Here is a 25134-nt window from a genome sequence, read left to right as displayed (position 1 = left end):
ATCAGTGCCGGCGTTCGACGATATACCGCGCCAGGTCACGCAGTGGCTCGGCCGCCGCGTCGAAAGGTCGCAGGGCGTCCAAGGCCTGGTCGCGCAGTTCCAGGGCATAGGCCTTGGCGGCTTCCAGCCCCAACAATGCAGGGTAAGTCGGCTTGTCCCGCGCGATATCGGCGCCTTGGCGCTTGCCCAGGGTCGCGGTGTCACTTTCCACGTCGAGAATGTCGTCCTGCACCTGGAACGCCAGGCCGATGGCCAGCGCATAGGTCTTCAGCGCCGCCAATTGCGCTGCTTCGGCGCGCCCGCTGGCCAGGGCACCCAGGTGCACGGCGGCTTCAATCAAGGCGCCGGTCTTGTGGCGGTGCATGTATTCCAGCGCGTGTTGATCAAGCTTCTGGCCCACCGAACCGAGGTCGATGGCCTGGCCGCCGACCATGCCGGCCGGGCCTGCCGCCACGGCCAGGGCGGTGACCATGCGCAAGCGGATCTCGGCGTTGACGTTGCTCAGCGCCGGGTCCAGCAGTGCGCTGAACGCCAGGCTTTGCAGGCCGTCACCGGCGAGGATCGCACAGGCTTCATCAAAGGCTTTATGGGTGGTTGGCTGGCCGCGACGCAAATCGTCGTCGTCCATCGCCGGCAAATCGTCATGCACCAGGGAATAGGCGTGGATCAACTCCACCGCACAGGCCGCGCCATTGGCCTGCTCGGCGGTGGCGCCCAAGGCTTCACACGCCGCATACGCCAGCAGCGGGCGCACGCGCTTGCCGCCATTCATCACGCTATAGCGCATGGCTTCGTAAAGACGCTTGAGTTCGGGGCTTGGCGCAACAAACAACGGTTCCAACGCCGCATTGACCCGGGCTTGGCTACTGGCCTGATACGCGTCGATCATTCGGGCTGTTCCGCATCGAAAGGCTCTTCGGCCAACTCCCCGTCACGCTCCAGCAGCACCTGCACCTTCTGCTCCGCCTGCGCCAAGGCGCTCTGGCAGTCGCGGGTCAGGCCGATGCCTTGCTCAAACGCCGTCAACGAGTCTTCCAGCGACAACTCGCCGTTCTCCAGCCGCTCGACCAGGGTTTGCAGGTCGGCGAGGGATTGTTCGAAATCGAGTGCAACTTTTTTGCGGGCCATGGCGGCTATTCCGGTAGACGGTAAACCGGCGGGACACTAGCAGACATGGGGATTCTGGGCAAATAAGCGGGGGAGGGTGTTCAGGTGGTGAGCCGAATAAGCGCCCTATTCGGCTCATCAAATGAGCCGACTACCCATTTTATTCGGCTCACCGCCGGTCAGGATCTTTGCGTCATTGACGAGCACTGTTCTTGTGATGTTTTCAACTGTGCTTCAAATGTCTGCAATCCCACGTGCATTTCCTGTAGCGCGGCAATTTTCAGGGCCAGTTCCTGCTTCTTGTCTGCGATTGCCTGGTCCGCCCGCTCCCAAGGCAATGCATCGCCTATGTGGCCTGCAAGAATTTCCTGCAACTCCTTGAGCTTGAACCCCAATTGCTGCGCGCACTTGATAAACATCAACAGCTCAACGTTCTGCGCCGAATAGACCCGGTATTGGCCCTGACGCTGTGCCGCAGGCACCAGCCCAATTGCCTCATAGTGACGAATCGCCTTGATGGTCGTGCCCGACAACTGCGCGGCTTTGCCGATGTACATGAAAACTCCTTTTTTCCGTTAAAGCGCCGGCCTGTTTCAGCCATGTATCCCGCTGCGCCGCAGTGGAGCCCAACACCGGCCCGAACAGCAGCGTCTTTGCAGTCTTGACACCACAAAGCCCCAGCGTGGTCTTGCGCATCTGGTGAATGCCCGGCATGCGATAGAACCAACGGTAATACCATGGCGGCGTGTCCAGGGTCACCAGTAAATGTGCCGTTCGGCCGTGGAGCAGTTTGTCAGGAAAAGCCTTGCCCGCTCGGTATTTAAAGGCAAAACCGGGTAGGAAAATTCGGTCGATAAAGCCCTTCATCAGCGCCGGGATGCCCCCCCCACCAGATCGGGAAAATAAATGTCAGGTGAGTGGCCCAGAGGATGTCGGATTGCGCGCTGAGCAGGTCGGGCTCCAGCGGCTGAATCTGGGTGTAACCGTGATGAAGGACGGGGTCGAAAGCCAGGTCGCCCAAGCGTACGACACGTACTTCATGGCCGGCGTTTTTTGCCGCCTGGATGTAGGTATCAGCCAGGGCGGAACAAAAGCTAGAGGCGGAAGGATGGCCGAGGATCACCAGGGTACGCGGGGTCATGGGGAGGTCCTGAACAGGGCGTTCCAGGGTAAAGGCTGCTGCATAGGGGAGAGTCAAGTCAGTAGTCTGCAATGGCCAGCAGGACGTTTCTGTAGGTATTGAAGGGGCCTTCCTGGAACGATCTTCGCCCCTTGTGACCGTCAATGCGCCTGACTAGCCTGCCTCAAAACTCCAGAGTGACATGGCACGAGCGAACCCTGTATCGGCTTGACCACACCTCCAGCGGGCTATAGTGACTGGCTGACGGACCTGAAAGGCCGTATTCATGCGGCGCAACAACGCTCAACACTGGCAGTGAATCGGGAATTGGTGTTGCTCTATTGGCAGATCGGCCACGACATTTTGACCCGCCAGGCGGAGCAGGGCTGGGGCAGCAAAGTCATAGATCGACTTGCCCAGGATTTGCGTGCGGCCTTTCCCGAATGAAGGGTTTTTCGCCGCGTAATCTCAAGTACATGCGTGCTTTTGCCGAGGCGTGGCCAGATGCTGAATTTGTGCAAGAGGTGCTTGCACAATTGCCCTGGTATCACCATTTGGCATTACTGGACAAACTCCCCGGCCCCGAAACCCGCCGCTGGTACATAGCCCAGGCGATAGAGAACAACTGGTCGCGTAACTCGCTGGTGATGCACATCGAAAACCGCTTGTTGGATCGCAGTGGCAAGGCGGTCAGCAACTTCGAGACCCGCCTGCCCAAACCGCAATCCGACCTGGCGCGTGAGTCGCTGAAAGACCCTTACCGTTTTGACTTCCTCAGCCTGGCCCTGGACGCGCAGGAGCGCGACATAGAAAACGCCTTGATCAAACACGTCACCGACTTTCTATTGGAGCTGGGCGCCGGTTTCGCCTTTGTCGGCCAGCAAGTACTGCTGGATGTCGGAGGAGATGAGTTCTTTGTCGATCTGCTGTTCTATCACGTGAAACTACGCTGCTACGTGGTCATCGAACTGAAAGCCGGCAAGTTCAAACCCGAGCATCTGGGGAAGCTGAGCTTTTATCTGGCTGCCGTCGATGCCCAGCTTAAACATCCACAAGATGGGCCCACCATCGGCCTGCTGTTGTGCAAGAGCAAGAACGAAGTCGTCGCCGAATATGCGTTGCGCGATAACAATCGACCGATTGGTGTAGCGGAATATCAACTGGTTGAGTCGTTGCCCGCAGAGCTGCGAACCAGCCTGCCAAGCATCGAGCAGATCGAGCGGGAGCTGGCGGGTTAAACCGACAGATAGCCTCAAAACCCCGGCGGAATATACCCCGGCACAAATGGCACATTCAGGCACTTGCCATGCAGGATCCGGCCATCCTCAATCCTGAACAGCACGATCTTCTTCGCCTTATCCACCGTGGCTTCCAGCTTGCAATCCGAACTGTGCCCGACTTGCTGGTAATACTCGGTGTACACCATCCCGTTCCCGGTGTGATTCATTGAAGTCCCGGCGGCTTCAGTGGTTGTCCATGAAGAGGATTTGTGCCAGGTCATCACTACCTGCGTGTCGCCATTGGGCGCATTCTGCTTCTTCATCGAGTCGGGCTTGCCGAATAAATCCAGCGCCTCTTGCACGTCACGGCCTTCCCAGCGCGACTGTGCAATCAGGTGACACCCGTTGATAAACAGCACGGCGGGCAACAAAAGCCCAGGCAGCAACAGCCTTTTCCATGTAGGCATCGTGAATCCTTCTTATAGGTGAGTGTTGCTCAGCGCTTGTTGCCCAGCATGTCGTCGAGGTCATCGATCATCTGGCTCTTCTCCTGAGTCGGCCCCAACTGGTCGAACATGGCCTTGGTGGTCTGGATCATCTGCAGGTGGGTCATCTTGCCCATGGCGATGGTGTCCTTGCTCTTGCCCGGTTCGCAGACATACGCGAGCGTGCGGTCGAGCCAGAACTCCTTTGGCGTCTGCCACGTGTTGGAGACTTTCAAGTGCGTAAGGGTGTAGGAAAACGGTGCAACCGACTGGCCATTGAGAAAGCGCACCTTGCGCGTGGAACACTGCACTTCGATGTTGTACACATCGATCATCGGCTTGCCCGGTTCTTCATAAACCACCGTGACGGCCACCAGTTTCGCGCCCTTGTTGTGGTTCGATGGAACCACCGAAGTGCGGTCGGCCACATACATGACATTTTGATGGGCCCGGCCGCTGCCGTAGATGATCGACCAGTCGCCGATCGGTGTTTCTTCATCGGCCACTACCGACGTTGTGCTGATCAGCAAGACGGGCAGCAGTGCCAGGCAGCGCCCGACTGTGGTTAAGGTATTCAATAGCGTCCTTCCTTGAGGCTCGAAATAAGCGAAGGACTTTATTGGTGAGGCGGTGCCGTCACAATTAGGGCGAGTGTGCTAATGGCGCTTTGCTAGTTAACCAAAAAAGCCTGCGTTTTAAGGCAGGCTTAGTGTGTGCAGCAGTTGAGTTAGTCCTTACGCGCCGTCAACGCCGAGTAACCATTCATCAAATTGCGATAGTTAGGAATGCGCTGGGACAACAGATTCCCCAGGCCTTCGATGTCATTGCGCCAGTCGCGATGCAGCTCACAGGCCACCGAGAACCAGTTCATCATCTGCGCCCCGGCTTGCGTCATCCGGCTCCACGCCGCCTGCTGCACCGTGGTGTTGAACGTGCCCGACGCATCGGTGACCACGAACACATCAAACCCTTCCGCCAGCGCCGACAAGGTCGGGAAGGCTACGCAAACGTCCGTGACCACACCGGCAATGATGATCTGCTTACGGCCGGTGGCTTTGATCGCCTTGACGAAGTCTTCGTTGTCCCAGGCATTGATCTGACCAGGGCGAGCGATGTAGGGCGCGTCCGGGAACATCTCCTTCAGCTCTGGCACCAGCGGGCCGTTGGGGCCTTGCTCGAAGCTGGTGGTGAGGATGGTCGGCAGGTTGAAGAACTTGGCCAGGTCGGCGAGGGCCAGGACGTTGTTCTTGAACTCGTTGGGCGAGAAGTCCTGTACCAGGGAGATCAGGCCGGTCTGGTGGTCGACCAGCAGGACTACGGCGTCGTCTTTGTTCAAGCGGTTGTAGGTTGCAGTGCTCATGGTTGGATCCTTTTTTGTTTAGGTTGGTTGGGCGTTGCGTTCAACATGGGCACAGATTAATGGGTGGCCTGCGAGGGATAAATCGGCTGGGATAGGTAATACCGTCAACTCAGACGAGACAATTGTTGCGCGGGCAAGAGGACAACTCTGTTTCGTGACAGGAAAATGTAAGGAAAAAAATCTCACGCGTGAGCTATTGAGTGTGGCGAAAATAGCCTGTAGATTTTCTCACGCGTGAGTTTTTCACAGCGAGGTCAGTACCATGAAAAGCAGCTCTCCATCGAGCCCGCCAGCAGGGCCCGATACCGATTCAGCCAGCCTTCCGGGAGAGCGCTCGAAGCCGTCCGCGAAAAAGCCATCGAGCTTTTACATGAAGCAGATGCGCGCGGGCCTGGCGGCCGCCGGCTATGTGAAACACGAGACTTGGGTGCTTCCCGAAAACCGAAGCCTGCTCAAGCAGATGGAGAAACAGCTTCGCCAGCCGATCCTGGCTGGCTCATTCATGTCGGAGAATTTCATGAGCGCAGGTAACAACTGGAATATCGATCGCCTCTTCACGGCGCTTCAGGCCCTGGACGAGGTGGTCTCCAACGACATTACGCTTTCTCTGGTTCAAGGCTCCGAGTCGAGCATCAAGCTGGAGATGAACGACTTCGGTGGCTTGCCGATTTACATCGCCGTGGTGGGCGAGCAGATCATCGTCGACACCGTGCTGGTCGATGTCGAGTCCATCAACGATGTCGCGAAATTCAATGACGCGGTACTGCGCAGCCGGGAAATGTTCCCGCTGTCTTCCATCGGTATCGAGTCCATGCCTAACGGGCAGGTGGTCTACAACATGTTCGGCGCGTTGAGCTCCGACTCCAGCCTGACCAACATCGTGACCGAGGTAAAAACCCTGGTCGACAACGTGCAACGCGCCAGCGAAGCCTTTGAACGTTTCTTCAATTAAGCATTCGGGAGTATCCAATGACTCAATCCATCTGGAGCAAACTGTTCACCGCGCTGCGCGGCGGTGCCAGCGAAGTCGGCGAATCGATCGTCGACCAACAAGCCCTGCGCATTCTCGATCAGGAAATTCGTGATGCGGACACCGCGCTGGCCAACGCCAAGCGTGAGCTGGTCAGCATCATGGCCAAGCACAAACTGGCCACTGATCGCGTCAGCGAGTACGACGCCAAGATCAAGGACCTGGAGTCCAAGGCAATGGCTGCCCTGCAGGCCAATCGCGAAGACCTGGCCCTGGAAGTGGCCGAAGCCATTTCGACCCTGACCAGCGAGCGGGACGCCGAGCACAAGCAGGCCACCGAGTTCGGCGCCTACGCCGACAGCATGCGCAAGGACATCACCAAGGCCGAAAGCCGGATCAAAAGCCTGCGCCAGCAAGTGGACATGGCCAAGGCGCGCGAAAGCGTACAGAAGGCCCAGGTCAGCGCCTCCATCGCCAGCGGTGGTGCCAACGGCAAGCTGGAAACTGCCGTCGGTACGCTGAATCGCCTGCAGGCCAAGCAGCAGCAACGTGCTGCGGAACTGCAAGCCCAGGATGAACTGGCCGAGGCGTCGACCGGTACCGACCTGGAACGCAAGCTGCGCGAAGCCGGCATCACGCCGAACGAAGGCAGCGCCAATGCGATTCTGGAACGCCTGAAGCAAAAGTCGGCCGAGTAACACTGCACCTGTGGCGAGGGCGCAAGCTGCTCGCCACAGGTTACCGGTCGCCCGGATGGTATTTATTGTGACCTCGAGGTGAGGATGGACGCCCTGAAGGGTTTCAAGACAATCGCAGGCCTGGCGCTGTTCATGGTCGCGCTGCAAGTGCTCAATGTGGCGACCGGTTACAGCCTCTTGGTCTTCGGCCTGGTCCCACGGACGCTGCAGGGGCTGTTCGGCATCCTCGCCTCACCGTTTCTGCACGGCTCTTTTGCACACCTCAGCGCCAACCTGATTGCCTTCTTGATCCTGGGCACCCTGGTGATTGTCGAGGGGCTCAATCGATTCGTGACCGTCAGCGCGATCATCATCCTGCTGGGCGGCTCTTTGGTCTGGCTGTTCGGCTTCGCGGGCGTGCACGTGGGGGCCAGCGGTTGGGTCTTCGGGTTGTGGGCCTACCTGTTATCGCGCGCCTGGTTCCAGCGGAGCTGGAGCAACCTGATAACGGCCGGTGTCGTGGCGGTACTCTATGGCGGATTGGTCCTTGGCTTCCTTCCTCGCCAGGGCATTTCCTTCGAAGGGCATCTGTTTGGTGCATTCACCGGATTTATTGCAGCCAAGGTACTTCTCTCCAAACCACGCAGCAGGTTTAATGCCGGCTGAGCGCACTTGAGCATCCAGATGTCGAGGCGAAGACGTCATCAGGAATCAAGTACCCAGGGAGTCAGGGGCGAAATGTCGATTTTTCTTCTGTTACGCCTCTACGCGTCCTCCCTCTTTCACCGCTTCGGCTGGGCAGGCCTGGTCATTGCCTTGGGTGTACACCTGAGCACGGCTTACCTGGGCCTGGTGCTTCTGGGCGAGCAACACCTCACTGCCGCCGCCACGTTTGTTTACTTCTATCTCACCACCACACTGACCGTCGGCTATGGCGATCTTGCGCCGCAGACCTCGGCAGGCCGGGTGTTCGTGGCGGCCTGGGTCATGCTCGGCGGCATTGCGCTGCTGACCGCCGCCATCGGCAAAACCACCAGCAGTGTCATCGATGCATGGAGAAAAGGCATGAAGGGCAAAGGCGATTTCACCGGCAAGGTCGGTCATACCGTGCTTATTGGCTGGGAAGGCGCGTCCAGTGAGCGGGTCATTGAGTTGTTGCTGCAAGACGAAACCTCGAACGACAACCTGATCGTCATCTGCGACTGCACCCTCGACGAAAACCCGATGCCGGGCAAAGCGGCGTTCATTCGCGGTGACAGCCTGTCCTCCACGGCGTTATTGCTGCGTGCCGGTGTACCCGGCGCCGAGCGTGTGCTGGTGCGCACCCCGTCGGACGACCTGACACTGGCCACCGTGCTGGCAGTGAATCAGTTGAATCCTGTCGGGCATGTGGTCGCGCACTTCAATGAAAGTGAAATTGCCGCACTGGCCAGCTCCTACGCGCCGCGTTTGGAATGCACTTCCAGCATGGCCATCGAAATGCTGGTGCGCGCCTCTCAAGACCCGGGCTCGTCGGTGGTCATTAATGAGCTACTGTGCGTGGGGCAGGGCGCCACCCAATACCTGATGAAATTGCCCGAGGCCTTTGAAGCCACCTTCGGCGACCTGTACACCCGGTTGAAAGAACACCACAACGCCACCCTCATCGGCTATCGCGCCAAAGGCGCCCAGCAACCGTCGATCAACCCGCCCAGCGCCACGCGCGTTGAAGGTGGCGAACTCTTCTACATCGCCTCTACCCGCCTCAAGGAAATCTCCAATGGGATGGTTTAAACAGTTGATGGGGCTTGAGGCCCCGAACGCGAACTCTCAGTCGAACCGGCCCGCCGCTGAAGCCCTGCCGACCACCGGTCCGCTGGGCCTGGCTCCAGGCAAAGGCGTGATGTTCGACACCACCCTGAAGTTGTTGCTCGACGGGCATACCTCGGTGGTGATCCCCGGTTCCCAGGAAATCTGGAGTAACGGCACCGTCGACCTCGGGCAGTCGACCTGGCTGTCGCGCTACTACATGAACGACGAAGATTACTGGTTGCAGGTGCACACCACCGGCGACATCGCCGGGCAGGTCGAGTCCGTCATCCTGTTCAACTACCTCAGTTACGTCACCCTCAGCAGCGAAGCTGAACTGCGCCGGCTGGCGGGGCCTCAGAGCCTGATCGGGTTGCCGACCTACACCCACAATGGCGTCGAATACACGCGCGTATGGGGCAGCGAGGAGGGCCAGACTGAACTGGTGGCAATGAGCGAGCACGTGATAAACCCCGAGGATTCCTACAGCGTCGAGCACCGCTCAATGCTATATGCCCGTGACACAGGCCTGACCGATCGACGGGAGTTCCTGCTGTTTTCCGTCGAAGAAGACGCGGAAGGCACCATCAGCCTGAGCACGTCGCTGGGCATTTCGCTGTACACAACCGACTTGAACGCGCTCTAAAAAAGGACGAAACACATGCTAGAAGCTCTCTCCATCTCCCTGAACAAAGCGGCTGTGTTCGGGTTTGTCATCTACATCCTCGGGGCTGCGGTGTTGTTCGCGGTGTTCCAGTTCATCTACACCCGTATCACCCCGCACAAGGAGTTCGAGCTGATCCGTGCGGGCAACGTCTCTGCGGCGGTCGCCCTGGGCGGTGCTATCGTCGGCTTCGCCATTCCGGCCAGCAACGTGATTGCCTACTCCATCAACCTCCTCGACTTCGTGGTCTGGGCAGTGATCGCCGCCGTCGTCCAACTGTTGGCGTTCCTGCTGACCAGCCTGGTGCTCAAAGGCACGTCCGAGCGCATCAAGAACGGTGAACTCGCGGCCGGCATCTACGTCGCCGCCGTGGCCATCAGCGTTGGCATGTTGAATGCCGCGTGCATGACGCCTACCCAGAACTGATCGCGCCCGGAGCTCCCGATGAAACGAAGCAAGTACGTCCAGCTGTCGCTGGCAGCGTCGGTCGCCATGGCGATATCCGGCTGTGGCCCGACGGAAAAAACCTACGACCTGCAGAAGAAGTACAACTTCCAGTCGGTCCAGCAGTGCGCCGATGAAAAACTTCCGGTAGACGTCTGCTCGGATGCCTACATGACCGCCATGGCCGAGCATCGCCGCATTGCGCCGGTGTACGACAGCCAGGCCGATTGCGATGCCGATTTCGTCGCCGACTGGTGCCAGCAGGACTCCACCGGCAAGTTCATCCCCCGCCTGGGCGGTTTCGAACTGACCGCCGAAGGCCAGGTGACACAGTCCCAGGTCGATGCGGCCAATGCTCAAGCCAACTCCCAAGCGAACAGTGGCGGCTCAGGCTTCTCCACCACCAGCCTGCTGACCGGCCTGCTGATCGGCAACATGCTGAGCAACAATCGCAACAGCTACCGCTCCGAGCCGGTGTATCGCTACCGCGACGATCGCGGCAATTACGGCTCCTCGACGCTCAACCAGCGCGTCTCCAATGGCGCCACCTTTGGCCGCTCGAACCAGGCCCGCTACGGCAGCAGCAACTACACCAACACGCTGCGCACCTCCGCCAAGTCGAGCTCCGTCGCTTCGGCCACCTCCCGTGGCGGCTTCGGCAGCAAGGCCAGCGCACGCAGCGGCTGGGGTGGCGGCGGGTCGAGCAGTTAAGGAAGGCGGGCCATGAAGAAGATCCACTGCGCAGAACGTCATGACTGGAAACAGACCGCCGACAGCCTCGGCTTTCTGTTCCACACCATCGACAACGAACCCTACTGGGACGAAAGCGCGTACTACCAGTTCACGCTCAAGCAAATCGAGCACGACCTCGAAGACCCGACCACCGAGATCCATGACATGTGCATGGACCTCGTCGCGCGCGTGGTCCACAGCGAAGAACTGCTCGACCGCCTGAGCATCCCCGCGTCCTTCTACGACATGATCCGCACCTCATGGCTGGAAGGCCACCCGCACCTGTACGGGCGCATGGACTTCTCCTACAACGGCACCGGCCCCGCCAAGTTGCTCGAACTCAACTACGACACCCCCACCAGCCTCTACGAAGCCGCGGCGTTCCAATGGGGCTGGCTGGAACAATGCATTGAACGCGGCCTGCTACCCAAACACGCCGACCAATTCAACAGCATCGACACCAAACTGCACCAGGCCTTCGCCCAACTGCAGGTCAACCAGCCCTTCTACTTCGCCTCCATGAAAGACTCGGTCGAAGACAAAGGCACCACCGACTACCTGCGGCTTGTCGCAGAAAAAGTCGGCATCGAATCCCGCCATATCGACATCGAAGACATCGGCCTGACCGCCGAAGGCCGCTTCGTCGACCTCGAAGATCGCTGGATCCCCCACCTGTTCAAGCTGCACGCCTGGGAATTCATCTTCCACGAACCCTTCGGCGCTGCGATTGCCCAGTGCGACACACAGTTCTTCGAGCCCGCGTGGAAAGCCATCCTCTCCAACAAAGGCATCCTGCCGCTGCTATGGGAATTCAACAAAGGGCACCCGAATTTGCTTGCGTCGCACCTGGACAATGAACCGGGTAAAGCCGTGCCTAAGGGTTGGGTGCGCAAGCCGTTCTTCTCACGGGAAGGGGCCAACATTGAATTGCAAACCGCTGATGGGCTGATTGTGAAAGAGGACGGGCCGTATACGGATGCGCCGTTTATTCTTCAGGAATTTGCACCGCTGCCACGGTTTGGGGACAGCTATACGTTGATCGGGTCTTGGGTGATTGGGGACCAGGCGGCAGGGATTGGAGTGCGGGAGGACAATAGTTTGATTACCAAGGATTCGAGCCGGTTTTTGCCGCATTTAATATTGGGTTGAGCGTCTTATCGTCATCATCTGGAATAAACAACATGAAGACGAGGGGCTGTAAACCGCCCGCTTTTGGTCACTCAATTGTCCAACAGCTTGTTGGACAATTGACTTTGGGTTTTAACGGGCATTAAAAAGCCGGCTTGTGGCCGGCTTCTCGGGGACTGCTTCAGCTTGTTTTTGACAAACCTCACCAGCCTTCAAATCGCTCAGCCCACGTTGCGTCGGGCTGAATAGTAGGGGCATCCGCGGGAACTCCTCCGCTTCGCCAGGCAAGGTGGATAGCGCGAAGCCACCCCCTGCCAAATGTGGGCGGCATGATACCCATATTCACTTCAAATGCCCACCTCAGGATCTGATTTAGAGCCTTCCCAGCCCAATAAATGCTCATCCAGCGGCACGGGCGGCCTGCGGTTATTCAACGTGGACCACCAGAACACCCAGCCCACGATCTGGAAGTTCTGTTCGAAGCGCTGTTCGTACGTCAGGTACTCGTCGGGATGTTCGCTGGCATTGTGGCTGCGCATGCGCAAACCGCCTCCCGGCCGGTTGTAGAGGTATTTGATGCGCAGCATGCCGTCGTGTTCTACCGCGTAGATTTCGCCGTCGATGATTTGGGTGCGGCCTCGGTCGATGGCGAGGGTGGCGCCTTGTTGGATGATGTCGATCATGCTGTTGTCGACCATGTAGGCGCCCAGGGCGCGGTCGGGTTTTACGTTGAGGGCCTGGAGGGTGTGCAGGGTGATGCGGACGCATTCGGTGGAGGTGAATGAGGGGTGGAGGTCGATCTCCACGTCGATTTTTCCTGGGGGGCAGGCGGGGTCTGCGAGGTATTTACCGCGTCCTTCGCGGGTGGGTGCGGGCAGTCCTTTTCGGGTGTCCGGGCCTTCCAGCAGGAAGTTGGCCGGTGGGTGCTTGGGGCCTTCGCCGGTGCGCAGCCAACGGCTGGAGATGCACAGCAGTTCTGCGATCTCGTTGAGTCGGCCCATGGGTACACCGCGCTTGAACCAGTTGTTCACGTGTTGAGGCGTGACACCACGGTTCTTGGCGAAGTCGGAGGCGGAAAGATGAACTTCCCGTAGTAGCGCTTTTAAACGATCACCTGATGTATTCATAAACGCAGAGTTTACTGGCCGGAATTACAGATCAAATAAACCATGCGTTGAGTTGCGCGTGTAGGCCTTTGCTTAGTTGTAGCCTAATACGTCGTATTAAAGAATCAGTTAAACGTTGTTTATAAAATGTTGAACTTGTCGTTTAATTTTTCCCACAAAAAAGCCCCGAATGATCGGGGCTTTTTCAATTGCCGAAGCAATGAGGAGCGGGTATCAGCCTTTGTAGGCAGCGACCGACTTCAGGATCTCGGCGCGGGCGGCGTCTGCGTTGCCCCAACCGTCGATCTTCACCCATTTGCCTTTTTCGAGGTCTTTGTAGTTCTCGAAGAAGTGCTTGATCTGTTCCAGCAGCAGTGGCGGCAGGTCGGTGTATTCCTTCACGTCCACGTACAGCTGGGACAGCTTGTCGTGTGGAACCGCGATCACTTTGGCGTCGCCGCCGCCGTCGTCGGTCATGTTCAGGATACCGACCGGGCGTGCGCGGATAACCGAGCCTGGGGTAACCGGGTAAGGGGTCACGACCAGCACGTCGAGGGGGTCACCGTCGTCAGCCAGGGTGTTGGGGATAAAACCGTAGTTGGCCGGGTAGAACATCGGGGTGGCCATGAAACGGTCAACGAACAGGCAGTCGCTGTCTTTGTCGATTTCGTATTTGATCGGCGCGTGGTTGGCCGGAATCTCGATGGCGACGTAGATGTCGTTCGGCAGGTCTTTGCCAGCCGGAATCTTGCTGTAGCTCATTGGGCGTTGCCCCCGTTAATTGGCCAAGAAACTTGGCCGGATTGGCCTAAAAGTGGCGGCGATTATAGGCACATTCCGCCGCCGATGCCATGCGCCAGACGTCGTACGGTCATTCGCCTTGCGGTTGATAACGCGGGTCGCTGGCTTGCAGGTGGGTGAGGCGGGCCAGGGGATCCTGGCGATAAAAGCGGCTGAGTTGGGCGTACACCTGGGGATAATGGCTGACCAGTAAATCCGGGGCGCTGAAAAAATATTCGCTGGTGACGGCAAAGAATTCCGCGGGGTTTTCGGCGGCGTAGGGGTCGATCTCGGTGTCGGCGTCCGGGTTGGCATCCAACTGTCGGTTGAGGTCGTCGTAGGCGCTCTGCATCACGCTGGCCCATTCCTGCACGCGCATGTCGTTATGCAGCGGCGGCAGGCCATTGGCGTCGCCGTTGAGCATGTCGAGCTTGTGCGCCAGTTCGTGGATGACCAGGTTGTAGCCTTCCCAATTGCCGCTGGCGAGCACGCCGGGCCAGGCGAGGATGACCGGGCCTTGTTGCCAGGCTTCGCCGCTGTGCTCGCCGTCCCATTCGTGTTCGATGCCGCTGCTGTCGCGATGACGCTGGGGGCTGACGAAGTCGTCGGGGTACAGCACGATTTCGTGGAAACCCTGGTACCAGTCGAGGTCGCCGAGGTTCATCAGCGGCAGTTGCGCCTGGGCGGCGAGCAGCAGGCGTTGTTCCTGGTGCAGTTCGACGCCGGGCAAGGCAGTGAGGTGTTTCTCGGCGAGGAACACCACACAGGCTTCGCGCAGCCACAGGTCCTGCTCGGCGGTGAGGCCGTCGAGGAAGGTCAGGTGATGGCGCACCCGCTGCCAGGTGTCATCGGCAATTGGGTGCTTGGCCAGCAAGCGCTGGCGACGCCAGGCGCTGAGAGACCACATGGGCGCTTACTGCGACTTGGCTTGGGACGACGCGCGACCAAAACGGCTGCGGAACACGCCAATGATCATCGGCACTAGCGACAGCAGGATGATAAACACCACCAGCAGCGACAGGTTTTTCTTGATGAACGGCACGTTGCCGAAGAAATAGCCCAGGGTCACCAGGCCGCCGACCCAGAGGATGGTGCCCAGCACGCTGAAACCGAAGAAGCGCGCGTAAGGCATTTTCGCGATGCCGGCCACGAACGGTGCAAAGGTGCGCAGGATCGGCAGGAAGCGCGCCAGCGTCACGGTTTTGCCGCCGTGCTTGTCGTAGAAGTCGTGGGTTTTTTGCAGGTAGTCGCGACGGAAGATTTTCGAGTTCGGGTTGTTGAACAAGCGTTCGCCCACCGTTCGCCCAATCACATAGTTGGTGCTGTCACCCAGGATGGCCGCCAGCATCAGCAGGCCGCCCAGCAATACCGGGTCCATGCCACCACCTGCCGCCACGGCGCCGGCGATGAACAGCAACGAATCACCTGGCAGGAACGGCATGACCACCAGGCCGGTTTCGCAAAAGATGACCAGAAACAGAATGGCGTAGATCCACGGACCGTAATTGGTTACCAGCAGGTCGAGGTAAACGTCGAGATGCAGGATAAGGTCGAGCGGGTTGAAATCCATGGATGGCACCTGTGTGAATGGCCCGGCTCAGCAGGCCTGTGCGGAAGCTCGGGTTAATAAGGCTACAAGTGTATGCCGCATTTCTTACAACCCTGAAAGGTCCGCATTATACGGATTGGGAGGTGAAAAGCGTGTTGGTTTTGTAGCGGGGGATGTCGTGCAAAGGCATTCGCAGGCTCAACATTATCTGTAGGCGCTGGCTTGCCGGCGATAGCAGGCACCTCGGTGTATCAGCTGAGACCGAGATGATCCTATCGCCGGCAAGCCGGCTCCTACAGAAGCCTGCGTCGACATTAGATGGGGTGTGGGATCAATCTTCGCTGATCGGCAGCGTGTAGTTCTTGAACTCGGTGTCTTCGCGGAACCCGATCGACTCATAGGTCTTCTGCGCCACTTCGTTGTCGCTGCTGGTCGACACGCGCAGCCGTACCGCGTGGGTCTCCTTGGCCATTTTCTTCGCCGTGCGCATCAGGTTGTCCGCCACCAGTTGCCGGCGGGCGTCTTCGGCCACGTAGATGTCATTGAGGATCCACACGCGCTTGAGCGACAGCGACGAAAAGCTCGGGTAGAGCTGGCAAAACCCCAGCAATTTCTTGTCATCGTCATCCGCCAGGGCCAGGTAAATCACCGATTCCTTGCGGCGCAGGCGCTTTTCCAGGAAGGCCCGCGATGAGTCCGGAAAGGGCAGGGCGCCGTAGAACTCACGGTATTTGACGAACAGCGGGGTCAACAGATCCAGGTGTTCCAGGGTCGCTTGAGTAATCCGCATGCCAGGCCTCAACTTCCAAATGGGGGATGACCACACAAGCGGCCGTGACTCGATGCTGCCTAATGGCGCGAAAAAGCGCAATCGTGCAGCGCTCAGTCATCCGGTGAACTGAGCAGGAAATTGCCTTTCATCAGGTCCGGATCATCCGATTCGATGGTCTGAACCTGCGCCTCGTCCTTGAGATTGACCCCCGACAGCTGCCGACGACACGCCTCTCGCATCAAGTAAAGCAGGCGGTGGGCGGCCATGCCGTAGCTCAAGCCTTCCAGGCGCACATTGGAGATGCAGTTGCGGTAGGCGTCGGTGAGACCCACCTTGGGGTTGTAGGTGAAATACAGGCCCAGGCTGTCCGGCGAACTGAGGCCGGGCCGTTCGCCGATCAGAATGACGGTCATCTTGGCCCCCAGTAACTGGCCCACTTCATCCGCCACCGCCACGCGGCCCTGTTCCACCAGGATGACCGGCGACAAGGACCAACCGTCAGCGCTGCTCTGTTCCTCCAGGCGTGTCAGAAACGGCAAGGTGTGTTTATGCACCGCCAGTGCCGACAGGCCATCAGCGACCACGACCGCCAAGTCCACGCCGCCAGGGTTGGCCGATGCATGATCGCGCAGCAACTGGGCCGACTCATCGCTCAACCGCCGCCCCAGGTCGGGGCGTTGCAGGTACATGTGACGGTCGGTGGCAGCACTGTGCAGCAACAGGCTGTCACGCCCACGCTCGGCTAACTGGCTACTGAGGCCTGCATGGTCGAAGGGCAAATGCACCGCGTCCCGCGCCTGGGCGTGGGCGAACTGGAAATCCAGCTGCGCGCTGGTGGGGATGCTGGTGCCAGTGCGGCCCAGGGCAATACGGGCTGGCGTCAGGCGGCGCAGTTCCAGCCAAGGGTTGTCAGGCAGGTCGAGTTGCACAGGCGGCTCCTTCATCCCAATTGCGCCAAGGCTTGGCGAAACGCCGGTGGCAAGCTGTTGCCGAAGCGCACCTTGCCGTCGGCTTGCGTGAAGATGCCCATCTTGGCCAGCCACTGTTCAAACTCCGGCGCCGGCTTTAAACCCAATGTTTGGCGGGCGTACAGGGCGTCGTGGAACGAAGTGGTCTGGTAGTTGAGCATGATGTCGTCGGAGCCGGGGATGCCCATGATGAAATTGATCCCGGCCACGCCCAGCAGGGTCAGCAGGGTGTCCATGTCATCCTGGTCGGCTTCGGCGTGGTTGGTGTAGCAGATGTCGCAGCCCATGGGCACGCCGAGCAGCTTGCCGCAGAAGTGGTCTTCGAGGCCGGCGCGGATGATCTGCTTGCCGTTGTACAGGTACTCGGGGCCGATAAATCCTACGACTGTATTTACCAGGAACGGTTTGAAGTGCCGGGCCACCGCATAAGCGCGGGTTTCGCAGGTTTGCTGGTCGACACCGAAGTGCGCGTTGGCCGACAAGGCGCTGCCCTGGCCGGTTTCGAAGTACATCAGGTTCTGGCCCAGTGTGCCGCGATTGAGGCTCAGCCCCGCTTCGTAACCTTCCTGCAGCACGCTCAGGCTGATGCCGAAACTGGCATTGGCGGCCTCGGTGCCGGCGATCGACTGGAACACCAGGTCCAGCGGCACGCCACGGTTGATGGCCTCGATGGAGGTGGTGACGTGAGTAAGTACGCAGGCCTGGGTCGGGATCTCGTAGCGCTGGATGATCGCGTCGAGCATCTCCAGCATGGCGCAGATCGAGGCGATGCTGTCGGTGGCCGGGTTGATGCCGATCATGGCGTCGCCGTTGCCGTACAACAGGCCATCGAGAATGCTCGCGGCGATGCCCGCCGGTTCGTCCGTGGGGTGGTTGGGCTGCAGCCGTGTGGATAAGCGCCCACGCAGGCCCATGGTGCCGCGAAACTGCGTGACCACTCGGATCTTCTGCGCCACCAGCACTAGGTCCTGCACGCGCATGATCTTGGACACGGCGGCGGCCATCTCCGGTGTCAGCCCAGGCGCCAAGGCGCGTAGGGAATGTTCATCGGCCGCGTCGCTGAGCAGCCAGTCGCGCAAGCCGCCGACGGTCAGGTGGCTGACCGCGCTAAACGCCTGTTTATCGTGGGTGTCGATGATCAGTCGGGTGACTTCATCGCTTTCATAGGGGATCAGCACTTCTTCCAGGAAGTGTTTGAGCGGGATATTTGCCAACGCCATCTGCGCCGCCACGCGTTCACCGTCGTTCTGTGCGGCGACGCCGGCGAGAAAGTCCCCGGAGCGTGCGGGGCTGGCCTTGGCCATCACGTCCTTGAGGCTGTCGAAGCGGTAGGTTTGAGCACCCACCGCGTGGGAAAAACTTGCCATACAGTGTCTCCTTGGCGACGCAGGCACGGGCCTGCGTCGAGGTTTACGGCTATCAGTGCAAGGCGGCCTCTGCGGCCTGGATCGCCGCGAATTCCTCTTCGGGCGTGCCCGCTACCAAGTGATGCCGGCTGTAGAAAGCAAAGTAAGCAATTAATACTCCATAGATGATCGCGGCGCCAATCACCACCCGTGGATCCACCAGAAAGCCCGCCACCACGGCCACGCAGGCCAGTACCAGGGCAATGCCGGAGGTGAAGATGCCGCCCGGCGTGCGGTACGGACGGTCCATTTTGGGGCGACGGATGCGCAGGGTGATGTGCGCGGCCATCATCAGCACGTAGGAAATAGTCGCACCGAACACCGCCACCAGGATCAGCAAGTCACCCTGGCCGGTCAGCGACAGGCCAAAGCCGATGATGCCGGGGATCACCAAGGCCAGCACGGGCGCCTTGCTCTTGTTGGTCTGGGACAGTCTGCGCGGCAGGTAACCGGCGCGGGACAGTGCGAAGATCTGCCGCGAATAAGCGTAGATAATCGAGAAAAAGCTCGCGATCAGCCCGGCCAGGCCAACCAGGTTGACGAAGCCGCCCATCCAGGTCGAGCCGCCATAGGACAAGGCCAGCGCCTCCACCAGCGGGTTGCCGGACTTGATCAGCGCATAAGTGCCGGCGCCGCCCGGTGCGATCACCAGGATCAGCAAGGCAAAACTGGTCAGCACCACAATGGCGCCGATCAGACCGCGCGGCAGGTCGCGCTTGGGGTTCTTGGTTTCTTCGGCGGCCAGGGGCACGCCTTCTACGGCGAGGAAGAACCAGATGGCATAGGGAATCGCCGCCCACACACCCACGTAACCAAACGGCAGGAAGGTGCTGGCGCCCTTGGCTTCGGTCACCGGGATGTCCAGCAGGTTGGCGACATTAAAGTGCGGCACCATCGACACCAGGAACACGCCCAGGGCAATCGCGGCCACGGCAGTAATCACAAACATCAACTTCAAGGCTTCGCCGACGCCGAAGATGTGGATGCCAATAAAGATGATGTAGAACGCCAGGTAGATCATCCAGCCGCCGATGCCGAACAGCGACTCGCAATACGCGCCGATAAACACCGCGATGGCGGCGGGCGCGATGGCGTATTCGATCAGGATCGCGGTGCCGGTGAGGAACCCGCCCCAGGGCCCGAAGGCGCTGCGGGCAAAGCCGTAGCCACCGCCGGCGGTGGGGATCATGGAAGACAGTTCGGCCAGGGAAAAACACATGCACAGGTACATGGTGGCCATCAGTAAAGTGGCGAGGAACATCCCGCCCCAGCCGCCTTGGGCCAGGCCGAAGTTCCAACCGGCGTAGTCGCCGGAGATCACGTAGGCGACGCCAAGGCCGACCAGCAGCACCCAGCCGGCAGCACCTTTTTTCAATTCGCGTTGTTGGAAGTAGTCGGTGCCGACTTTTTCGAAGTCGACGGAGGATCCAGTGGGTTCGCTAGGCATTGGAAAGTACCTTCCATTCTTATTGTTTTTAACTCGGCCTCTGTGTGCCGAATGAGGTAGCAGCTACTTGCGAAGTTCAAATGTGGGAGCTGGCTTGCCTGCGAAAGCGTTTGGTCAGCTAACACCTACTTGGCTGATACACCGCTTTCGCAGGCAAGCCAGCTCCCACACTTGATCTCATTTCAGGTGGAGAGCGGGTCGCCTGCTAGGAGGCTAAGTTAGAAGAAGCCCAGCGGATTAATGTCGTAGCTCACCAGCAAGTTCTTGGTCTGCTGGTAGTGATCCAACATCATCTTGTGCGTTTCACGCCCCACGCCGGACTTCTTGTAACCGCCGAACGCGGCGTGCGCCGGGTACAGGTGGTAGCAGTTGGTCCACACGCGGCCCGCCTTGATCGCCCGGCCCATGCGGTAGGCGCGGTTGATGTCGCGGGTCCACACCCCGGCGCCCAGGCCGAACTCGGTGTCGTTGGCAATGGCCAGGGCTTCGGCTTCGTCCTTGAAGGTGGTGATGCTCACCACCGGGCCGAAGATTTCTTCCTGGAACACGCGCATTTCATTGGTGCCCTTGAGCAGGGTCGGCTGGATGTAATAGCCGCCAGCCATATCACCGGTGAGCTTCTCGACCTTGCCGCCGGTGAGCAGTTGCGCGCCTTCGCCCTTGGCGATTTCCAGGTAGGACAGGATCTTGTCGAACTGCTGCTCGGACGCCTGGGCGCCGACCATGGTGTCGGTGTCGAGCGGGTCGCCACGTTTGATCGACTCGATCTTCTTCATCACGACTTTCATGAAGTCGTCGTAGATCGACTCTTCCACCAGCGCGCGGGAAGGGCAGGTGCACACTTCGCCCTGGTTGAAGAACGCCAGCACCAGGCCTTCGGCTGCCTTTTCGATGAACGAAGGTTCGGCTTTCATGATGTCGGCGAAGAAGATGTTCGGCGATTTGCCGCCCAGTTCCACAGTGGATGGAATGATGTTCTCGGCCGCCGCATGCATGATGTGCGAGCCCACGGGCGTGGAGCCGGTGAAGGCAATCTTGGCAATGCGCTTGCTGGTCGCCAGCGCTTCGCCGGCTTCCTTGCCGAAACCGTGCACCACGTTCAGCACGCCCGGTGGCAGCAGGTCGCCGATCACTTCCAGCAGCACGTTGATGCCCAGCGGGGTTTGCTCGGCAGGCTTGAGCACCACGCAGTTACCGGCGGCCAGGGCCGGGGCGAGTTTCCATGCGGCCATCAGCAGCGGGAAGTTCCACGGGATGATCTGGCCAACCACGCCCAGTGGTTCGTGGAAGTGGTAGGAGGCGGTGTGTTCGTTGATCTCGGCGCTGGTGCCTTCCTGGGCGCGGATGCAGCCGGCGAAGTAGCGGAAGTGGTCGGCTGCCAGCGGGATGTCGGCGTTGAGGGTTTCACGCACGGCCTTGCCGTTGTCCCAGGTTTCGGTGATGGCCAGCAGTTCGAGGTTCTGTTCGATGCGGTCGGCGATCTTCAGCAGGACCAGCGAGCGGTCCTGGGCCGAGGTTTTGCCCCAGGCGTCAGCGGCGGCGTGGGCGGCGTCCAGTGCTTTGTCGATGTCTTTGGCGGTGGAACGCGGGAACTCGGCGATAGGCTTGCCGTTGACCGGAGAGGTGTTGGTGAAATAGTTGCCATCGACCGGCGCAACGAATTCGCCACCGATGTAGTTGCCGTACTTGGCCTTGAACGAAACGATGGCGCCTTCAGTACCGGGGTGTGCGTAACGCATGGTGGGTATCTCCTGGCTCTTATGTTTATTGGGAGTGCAGCGCAACGAGCGCGTTATAAAGCGTAGAGCAAAGGTTGGGCCACTGCTTTGCGGGCCAGGTAAATCAAGGGTTTAGGGTTTGTTGCAAGGCGTTGCTGTACCAAGGGTGGTACAGGCGGTGTGACAGTTTGTGCCACCTTTGATACAGCCGGTGACCGGTGAGTCTGCCCGGGATTGCAATGGCGGGAGGCCTGGGGGATGCTGGGCGTTCTCACGCAGGGAGAATAATAAGAAATGCACAACGATCATTTCAGTCGCCATGCCCAGCAAGTCCTCACCGTGGCCCATGGTCGCGATCCATCCAGCGATCCCTCCATCGCCCGCTCCTGGCTGCGTTGTCTGGAGGACTATCACCTCGACCCTGCGCAAACCATTGCCCCCACCGTGCTGGAACACGGGCGCCTGCTGGAAAGCCGCGAGCGCCTGCAACAGGTGCTGCATATCGCCGGCAGTGAGATGAACAGCCTGCACCAGCAGCTCTCGGGCGCTGGCCATGCGGTGTTGCTGACCGATTCGCGGGGCGTGATCCTCAACTGTGTCACCGCGCCGTCCGAGCGCAAGATCTTCGAACGCGCCGGGCTGTGGCTGGGCGCCGATTGGAGCGAGGCGTGCGAAGGCACCAACGGCATCGGCACCTGCCTGGTGGAGCGCCAGTCCCTGACCATTCACCGTGATGAGCATTTTCGTGGCCGGCACACCGGGCTGACCTGTTCGGCCAGCCCGGTGTTCGACCCCCATGGTGATTTGCTGGCGGTGCTGGATGTGTCATCCGCACGGGAGGCGGTGTCGCGTCAGAGCCAGTTTCACACCATGGCGCTGGTCAATCTGTCGGCGAAGATGATCGAGAGTTGTTACTTCCTGCGGCATTTTGAAAACCACTGGTTGCTGCGTTTTCATTTGCAGGCCGAGTCGGTGGGGTTGTTCAGCGAAGGGCTGTTGGCGTTCGACGGTGAAGGCCGGATCTGCGCGGTCAACCAGAGCGCGATGAACCTGCTGGGGCAACTGCGCGGCGGTTTGCTGGGGCAACCGGTGGAAGCGTTTTTCGATTGCTCCCTGGACCAACTGCTCGGTCGAGCCAGCGCCAATGCCACGGCCAGTTGGCCGCTGCGCACCCGTGATGGACGGCCACTGTTCGCCGCACTGCGCGGTCAGTCTCGCAGCGTGCCTGCCCCCATGGCCAAGCCGGTGCCGCCTCAGTTGTCCGGCATTTGCCTGGGCGATCCGGCGCTGCAAAATGACTTTCGCAAAGCGCTGCGGGTGTTTGAGCGTGATGTGCCACTGCTCATCAATGGCGAAACCGGCTCCGGTAAAGAAGCCTTCGCCAAGGCCGTGCACCGTGCCAGTCAGCGCACCGATAAAGCGTTTGTAGCGCTCAATTGCGCCGCCATTCCGGAAAGCCTGATTGAAAGCGAGTTATTCGGCTATCGTGGCGGCAGTTTCACTGGTGCCCTCAAGGATGGCATGCGCGGTAAGCTCCAACAGGCCGACGGTGGCACTCTCTTCCTTGACGAAATCGGCGATATGCCACTGGCTTTGCAGACCCGTCTATTAAGGGTGCTGGAGGATCGCCTGGTGGTCCCCATCGGGGGCGAGCCTCAAGCCGTGGATGTCCGGGTTATCAGCGCCACGCACCGTAATTTGCATGAGCGCGTGCGGGACGGCAGCTTCCGCGAAGACCTGTATTACCGTCTTAACGGCCTGGAAATCGGCTTGCCGGCGTTACGCGAGCGCAGTGACAAGTCGCAACTGCTGGACTTCCTCCTGGGGGAGGAGGCCGGTGAGCAACCGGTCAGTGTGGAGCCCGCAGCGCGCGAGGCATTGCTGGCCTTCGCCTGGCCGGGCAATGTTCGTCAGTTGCGCACGGTATTGCGCACACTGGTGGCACTCAGCGATGACGGACGGATAGGGTTGTTGGATCTGCCCGCTATGGTGCAATGCCCCCCTGTTCAACACGCCAGCGAGTCACCCCTCGATGATGCCGAACGACAGACGTTGCTGACGGCATTAGAGCAACGGCACTGGCATATGACGTACACGGCGCAAGCGCTGGGTATAAGTCGTAATACGCTTTATAGGAAATTGCGCAAGTATAAAATCAAACGGCCTGTGGCGGTATCCAGTTAATGTAAGTGTGCCCTGAAGTAACGCTGTCTAACTCGGGTAGTGGCGATTTATCTAATAGGCTGTGGCTTGTACAGGCTGCAGGGAACTGTTTTGCTGCCGGTGACCACGTAATGAACAGAAGTCATAAGGCTTCGCTATTGGGTTTAATACCTGTTTATTATGAGGTGACGATATGCCGCTAATCAAACCACCCCCCGCTCACTTGCCCAAACCTCCGCCGGTGCCGCCTAAAGCGATTCCGCATTACGCGCCTCCAGGCAGCTCTTATAATAAGCAAGGGCAACTGGTCAATAAACAAGGTCAGTTACTCAATGACAAAGGGCAGGCGGTTAATAAACAAGGTCATCTGATTAATTCGAATAACCAGCGGATCAATGCACAGGGGCAGCGGGTTAATAACAGTGGTCAGGCGATCGATAATAAGGGCCGTTTGATCAATGAAAAGGGGCATTTGATAAATACCCAAGGCAAGCTTATCAATGAGAAAAATCAACTCGTCGATACCCAAGGCCGCTTGGTCGATCACTCGGGCCGCTTGGTCAATACTGAGGGGCACTTGGTCGATAGGGACGGAAAGCGCGTCAATCGAGAAGGCTTTCTGATTGATAGCACTGGAAGACCGCTCGATAAGAACGGCAAGGTAGCAAGGGATAAGGCCAGTGCCGTCAAGGGCAATAACGAACCTCATGAACATCTGCTTCCGCCCACAATCAGCCAAAAGGTCCTCGATTGGAAGAACAAAGTGCCAGCGCCCGCTGCTACGCCTAAAATGACGATTGCGGAAGCCACGACCCGGATGATGAATGCCGAAAAAATGGTCAAGTCGGGCGTGATTCCATCGTCGCCATCTGCGGCGCGTGTCGCGCGCGATGCAGCGATCAGTGCTGGGATAACAGGGGTGGTGTCTGCGCCAATTAACATTGGGGCATATGCTGGGTCTACGGCCGCTTCCGAACAAATCAAGGCTTCGTATCTGCCTCAACCCATGATTCCGCCGACGCCCAGCGGGAAGTCAGTGGTCGAACGTCCAGAGGCGCCGGCGACCCCTGACCTCGATAAGCTCTATGCGAGAATGAATGAGGCTCAGGTCCTGGCGTTCACGGTGTCCAATCAGTCGATGGCGCTCAAGTTTGGGGATACCGAAACGGGATTCGTGCCGAATCAAAACTGGTCGAAAGATCCGCTTGAGCGTATGACCCAACTTGAGAACCTATTGGACTTCGCTGAACAGCATACGAAGGAAGTTGCCAACCAATATGAAGTTTTCTTCAAACCTCATCTGGCTATTGAACCCGCTGCCCAAGGGCTTGACGGACTGGAAAGTCGTATGGACACACTCGAGGCACGAATAGCCAAGCTGAATAAGGCACAGGCTGATATCTTGCTAAAAATGGACAAGCCTGCCAGTAAAGAGTGAACGGCTTAGTGCAGGATTTCGCTGTTGGCTTTTGCAGTGCATGTTAATTTCTCAGCGTCGATAGGGGAGGTATAGTCGACGGTCATTGGTGA

General features: G+C 59.2%; 25 protein-coding genes and 2 pseudogenes. 11 read left to right on the top strand and 16 right to left on the bottom strand.

Translation table 11 applies throughout. The features are described 5' to 3' along the window. Position 1 precedes the first annotated feature (1 nt). The 4 genes and pseudogenes from ispA to KUA23_RS26705 form a co-directional block, all read right to left on the bottom strand. Positions 2-889, bottom strand: a complete 888-nt coding sequence (gene ispA / locus KUA23_RS26720; protein ID WP_078050369.1) for a (2E,6E)-farnesyl diphosphate synthase — start codon at positions 887-889, stop codon at positions 2-4. Further along, entirely contained in the window at positions 886-1128 is a 243-nt protein-coding gene (locus tag KUA23_RS26715; RefSeq protein WP_003176346.1) for an exodeoxyribonuclease VII small subunit, read from the bottom strand. Before KUA23_RS26715 ends, ispA begins: the two co-directional genes overlap by 4 nt. 158 nt (positions 1129-1286) lie before the next feature. Continuing rightward, on the bottom strand, positions 1287-1664 hold the full coding sequence (locus KUA23_RS26710; RefSeq protein WP_252993116.1) for a MerR family transcriptional regulator: 378 nt from the start codon (positions 1662-1664) through the stop codon (positions 1287-1289). After that, a pseudogene (locus KUA23_RS26705) lies at positions 1603-2248 on the bottom strand (NAD(P)H-dependent oxidoreductase). Before KUA23_RS26705 ends, KUA23_RS26710 begins: the two are co-directional and overlap by 62 nt. Before the next feature lie 201 nt (positions 2249-2449). Between KUA23_RS26705 and KUA23_RS26700 the strand changes: the two are divergent. After that, a pseudogene (locus KUA23_RS26700) lies at positions 2450-3465 on the top strand (PDDEXK nuclease domain-containing protein). Between the two features lie 14 nt (positions 3466-3479). On the opposite strand, the gene KUA23_RS26695 reads toward KUA23_RS26700, so the two are convergent. The 3 genes from KUA23_RS26695 to ycaC form a co-directional block, all read right to left on the bottom strand. Next, positions 3480-3914: a hypothetical protein gene (locus KUA23_RS26695; protein ID WP_252993115.1), complete on the bottom strand. Its 435-nt coding sequence runs from the start codon at positions 3912-3914 to the stop codon at positions 3480-3482. A 29-nt stretch (positions 3915-3943) separates the two neighbouring features. After that, positions 3944-4510 (bottom strand): hypothetical protein, encoded by a 567-nt coding sequence (locus tag KUA23_RS26690; protein WP_252993114.1) that lies wholly within the window; start codon positions 4508-4510, stop codon positions 3944-3946. A gap of 149 nt (positions 4511-4659) precedes the next feature. Beyond that, a complete protein-coding gene (ycaC, locus tag KUA23_RS26685) occupies positions 4660-5292 on the bottom strand; it encodes an isochorismate family cysteine hydrolase YcaC (protein WP_078050363.1) in 633 nt (210 codons plus the stop codon). Positions 5293-5662: 370 nt separating this feature from the next. Between ycaC and KUA23_RS26680 the strand changes: the two genes are divergently transcribed. From KUA23_RS26680 to KUA23_RS26645, 8 genes are all read left to right on the top strand, one after another. Then, positions 5663-6244 (top strand): YjfI family protein, encoded by a 582-nt coding sequence (locus KUA23_RS26680; RefSeq protein ID WP_071493700.1) that lies wholly within the window; start codon positions 5663-5665, stop codon positions 6242-6244. Positions 6245-6261: 17 nt separating this feature from the next. Beyond that, a complete protein-coding gene (locus KUA23_RS26675; protein ID WP_078050361.1) occupies positions 6262-6960 on the top strand; it encodes a PspA/IM30 family protein in 699 nt (232 codons plus the stop codon). An 84-nt stretch (positions 6961-7044) separates the two neighbouring features. Continuing rightward, on the top strand, positions 7045-7605 hold the full coding sequence (locus KUA23_RS26670) for a rhomboid family intramembrane serine protease (protein ID WP_252993113.1): 561 nt from the start codon (positions 7045-7047) through the stop codon (positions 7603-7605). 72 nt (positions 7606-7677) lie between these two features. Further along, on the top strand, positions 7678-8712 hold the full coding sequence (locus KUA23_RS26665) for an ion channel (RefSeq protein WP_078050359.1): 1035 nt from the start codon (positions 7678-7680) through the stop codon (positions 8710-8712). Beyond that, positions 8699-9373 carry a DUF2491 family protein gene (locus KUA23_RS26660; protein WP_099491088.1) on the top strand — a complete coding sequence of 225 codons (675 nt, stop codon included), beginning with the start codon at positions 8699-8701 and terminating at the stop codon, positions 9371-9373. Before KUA23_RS26665 ends, KUA23_RS26660 begins: the two co-directional genes overlap by 14 nt. Positions 9374-9388: 15 nt before the next feature. After that, a complete protein-coding gene (locus KUA23_RS26655) occupies positions 9389-9817 on the top strand; it encodes a DUF350 domain-containing protein (protein WP_078050357.1) in 429 nt (142 codons plus the stop codon). Positions 9818-9835: 18 nt separating this feature from the next. Beyond that, positions 9836-10546: a DUF1190 domain-containing protein gene (locus tag KUA23_RS26650; RefSeq protein WP_078050356.1), complete on the top strand. Its 711-nt coding sequence runs from the start codon at positions 9836-9838 to the stop codon at positions 10544-10546. A 12-nt stretch (positions 10547-10558) separates the two neighbouring features. Further along, positions 10559-11716, top strand: a complete 1158-nt coding sequence (locus KUA23_RS26645) for a glutathionylspermidine synthase family protein (protein WP_078050355.1) — start codon at positions 10559-10561, stop codon at positions 11714-11716. A 326-nt stretch (positions 11717-12042) separates the two neighbouring features. Here KUA23_RS26645 and KUA23_RS26640 read toward each other — a convergent pair whose 3' ends face one another. The 9 genes from KUA23_RS26640 to exaC all read right to left on the bottom strand — a co-directional run bounded on the left by KUA23_RS26640 (position 12043) and on the right by exaC (position 21462). After that, a complete protein-coding gene (locus KUA23_RS26640) occupies positions 12043-12822 on the bottom strand; it encodes a LexA family transcriptional regulator (protein WP_078050354.1) in 780 nt (259 codons plus the stop codon). Between the two features lie 213 nt (positions 12823-13035). After that, positions 13036-13563, bottom strand: a complete 528-nt coding sequence (gene ppa / locus KUA23_RS26635) for an inorganic diphosphatase (protein WP_003219382.1) — start codon at positions 13561-13563, stop codon at positions 13036-13038. A gap of 109 nt (positions 13564-13672) precedes the next feature. Beyond that, positions 13673-14488 carry a M90 family metallopeptidase gene (locus KUA23_RS26630; RefSeq protein WP_252993112.1) on the bottom strand — a complete coding sequence of 272 codons (816 nt, stop codon included), beginning with the start codon at positions 14486-14488 and terminating at the stop codon, positions 13673-13675. Positions 14489-14494: 6 nt separating this feature from the next. After that, complete coding sequence (locus KUA23_RS26625; RefSeq protein WP_078050352.1) at positions 14495-15151, bottom strand: DedA family protein; 657 nt, start codon at positions 15149-15151, stop codon at positions 14495-14497. Positions 15152-15461: 310 nt separating this feature from the next. Then, entirely contained in the window at positions 15462-15920 is a 459-nt protein-coding gene (locus KUA23_RS26620) for a GNAT family N-acetyltransferase (RefSeq protein ID WP_017528964.1), read from the bottom strand. Positions 15921-16012: 92 nt separating this feature from the next. Next, entirely contained in the window at positions 16013-16846 is an 834-nt protein-coding gene (gene eutC, locus KUA23_RS26615) for an ethanolamine ammonia-lyase subunit EutC (protein WP_078050351.1), read from the bottom strand. After that, positions 16843-18237, bottom strand: a complete 1395-nt coding sequence (locus tag KUA23_RS26610; protein ID WP_252993111.1) for an ethanolamine ammonia-lyase subunit EutB — start codon at positions 18235-18237, stop codon at positions 16843-16845. The genes eutC and KUA23_RS26610 overlap by 4 nt, the downstream gene beginning before the upstream one ends. A 52-nt stretch (positions 18238-18289) precedes the next feature. After that, positions 18290-19723 carry an ethanolamine permease gene (gene eat, locus KUA23_RS26605; protein ID WP_252993110.1) on the bottom strand — a complete coding sequence of 478 codons (1434 nt, stop codon included), beginning with the start codon at positions 19721-19723 and terminating at the stop codon, positions 18290-18292. 218 nt (positions 19724-19941) lie between these two features. After that, positions 19942-21462: an acetaldehyde dehydrogenase ExaC gene (exaC, locus tag KUA23_RS26600; RefSeq protein WP_034109459.1), complete on the bottom strand. Its 1521-nt coding sequence runs from the start codon at positions 21460-21462 to the stop codon at positions 19942-19944. Positions 21463-21735: 273 nt separating this feature from the next. On the opposite strand from exaC, the gene KUA23_RS26595 reads away from it, so the two are divergent. Together KUA23_RS26595 and KUA23_RS26590 are read left to right on the top strand one after the other, a co-directional pair. Further along, complete coding sequence (locus tag KUA23_RS26595; protein WP_078050348.1) at positions 21736-23625, top strand: sigma-54-dependent Fis family transcriptional regulator; 1890 nt, start codon at positions 21736-21738, stop codon at positions 23623-23625. Between the two features lie 172 nt (positions 23626-23797). Beyond that, a complete protein-coding gene (locus KUA23_RS26590; RefSeq protein WP_143523122.1) occupies positions 23798-25042 on the top strand; it encodes a hypothetical protein in 1245 nt (414 codons plus the stop codon). The last annotated feature ends 92 nt before the right edge of the window (positions 25043-25134 follow it).

The sequence above is a fragment of the Pseudomonas pergaminensis genome, assembly GCF_024112395.2.
GTDB lineage: Bacteria > Pseudomonadota > Gammaproteobacteria > Pseudomonadales > Pseudomonadaceae > Aquipseudomonas > Aquipseudomonas pergaminensis.
This window is presented reverse-complemented; position numbering and strand designations above follow the sequence as displayed.

What these genes read in the sequence shown, in the direction of transcription:
- ispA (WP_078050369.1), bottom strand. Translation starts at nt 889, where the DNA reads ATGATCGACGCGTATCAGGCCAGTAGCCAAGCCCGGGTCAATGCGGCG.
- KUA23_RS26715 (WP_003176346.1), bottom strand. Translation starts at nt 1,128, where the DNA reads ATGGCCCGCAAAAAAGTTGCACTCGATTTCGAACAATCCCTCGCCGAC.
- KUA23_RS26710 (WP_252993116.1), bottom strand. Translation starts at nt 1,664, where the DNA reads ATGTACATCGGCAAAGCCGCGCAGTTGTCGGGCACGACCATCAAGGCG.
- KUA23_RS26695 (WP_252993115.1), bottom strand. Translation starts at nt 3,914, where the DNA reads ATGCCTACATGGAAAAGGCTGTTGCTGCCTGGGCTTTTGTTGCCCGCC.
- ycaC (WP_078050363.1), bottom strand. Translation starts at nt 5,292, where the DNA reads ATGAGCACTGCAACCTACAACCGCTTGAACAAAGACGACGCCGTAGTC.
- KUA23_RS26680 (WP_071493700.1), top strand. Translation starts at nt 5,663, where the DNA reads ATGAAGCAGATGCGCGCGGGCCTGGCGGCCGCCGGCTATGTGAAACAC.
- KUA23_RS26675 (WP_078050361.1), top strand. Translation starts at nt 6,262, where the DNA reads ATGACTCAATCCATCTGGAGCAAACTGTTCACCGCGCTGCGCGGCGGT.
- KUA23_RS26670 (WP_252993113.1), top strand. Translation starts at nt 7,045, where the DNA reads ATGGACGCCCTGAAGGGTTTCAAGACAATCGCAGGCCTGGCGCTGTTC.
- KUA23_RS26665 (WP_078050359.1), top strand. Translation starts at nt 7,678, where the DNA reads ATGTCGATTTTTCTTCTGTTACGCCTCTACGCGTCCTCCCTCTTTCAC.
- KUA23_RS26660 (WP_099491088.1), top strand. Translation starts at nt 8,699, where the DNA reads ATGGGATGGTTTAAACAGTTGATGGGGCTTGAGGCCCCGAACGCGAAC.
- KUA23_RS26655 (WP_078050357.1), top strand. Translation starts at nt 9,389, where the DNA reads ATGCTAGAAGCTCTCTCCATCTCCCTGAACAAAGCGGCTGTGTTCGGG.
- KUA23_RS26650 (WP_078050356.1), top strand. Translation starts at nt 9,836, where the DNA reads ATGAAACGAAGCAAGTACGTCCAGCTGTCGCTGGCAGCGTCGGTCGCC.
- KUA23_RS26645 (WP_078050355.1), top strand. Translation starts at nt 10,559, where the DNA reads ATGAAGAAGATCCACTGCGCAGAACGTCATGACTGGAAACAGACCGCC.
- KUA23_RS26640 (WP_078050354.1), bottom strand. Translation starts at nt 12,822, where the DNA reads ATGAATACATCAGGTGATCGTTTAAAAGCGCTACTACGGGAAGTTCAT.
- ppa (WP_003219382.1), bottom strand. Translation starts at nt 13,563, where the DNA reads ATGAGCTACAGCAAGATTCCGGCTGGCAAAGACCTGCCGAACGACATC.
- KUA23_RS26630 (WP_252993112.1), bottom strand. Translation starts at nt 14,488, where the DNA reads ATGTGGTCTCTCAGCGCCTGGCGTCGCCAGCGCTTGCTGGCCAAGCAC.
- KUA23_RS26625 (WP_078050352.1), bottom strand. Translation starts at nt 15,151, where the DNA reads ATGGATTTCAACCCGCTCGACCTTATCCTGCATCTCGACGTTTACCTC.
- KUA23_RS26620 (WP_017528964.1), bottom strand. Translation starts at nt 15,920, where the DNA reads ATGCGGATTACTCAAGCGACCCTGGAACACCTGGATCTGTTGACCCCG.
- eutC (WP_078050351.1), bottom strand. Translation starts at nt 16,846, where the DNA reads ATGAAGGAGCCGCCTGTGCAACTCGACCTGCCTGACAACCCTTGGCTG.
- KUA23_RS26610 (WP_252993111.1), bottom strand. Translation starts at nt 18,237, where the DNA reads ATGGCAAGTTTTTCCCACGCGGTGGGTGCTCAAACCTACCGCTTCGAC.
- eat (WP_252993110.1), bottom strand. Translation starts at nt 19,723, where the DNA reads ATGCCTAGCGAACCCACTGGATCCTCCGTCGACTTCGAAAAAGTCGGC.
- exaC (WP_034109459.1), bottom strand. Translation starts at nt 21,462, where the DNA reads ATGCGTTACGCACACCCCGGTACTGAAGGCGCCATCGTTTCGTTCAAG.
- KUA23_RS26595 (WP_078050348.1), top strand. Translation starts at nt 21,736, where the DNA reads ATGCACAACGATCATTTCAGTCGCCATGCCCAGCAAGTCCTCACCGTG.
- KUA23_RS26590 (WP_143523122.1), top strand. Translation starts at nt 23,798, where the DNA reads ATGCCGCTAATCAAACCACCCCCCGCTCACTTGCCCAAACCTCCGCCG.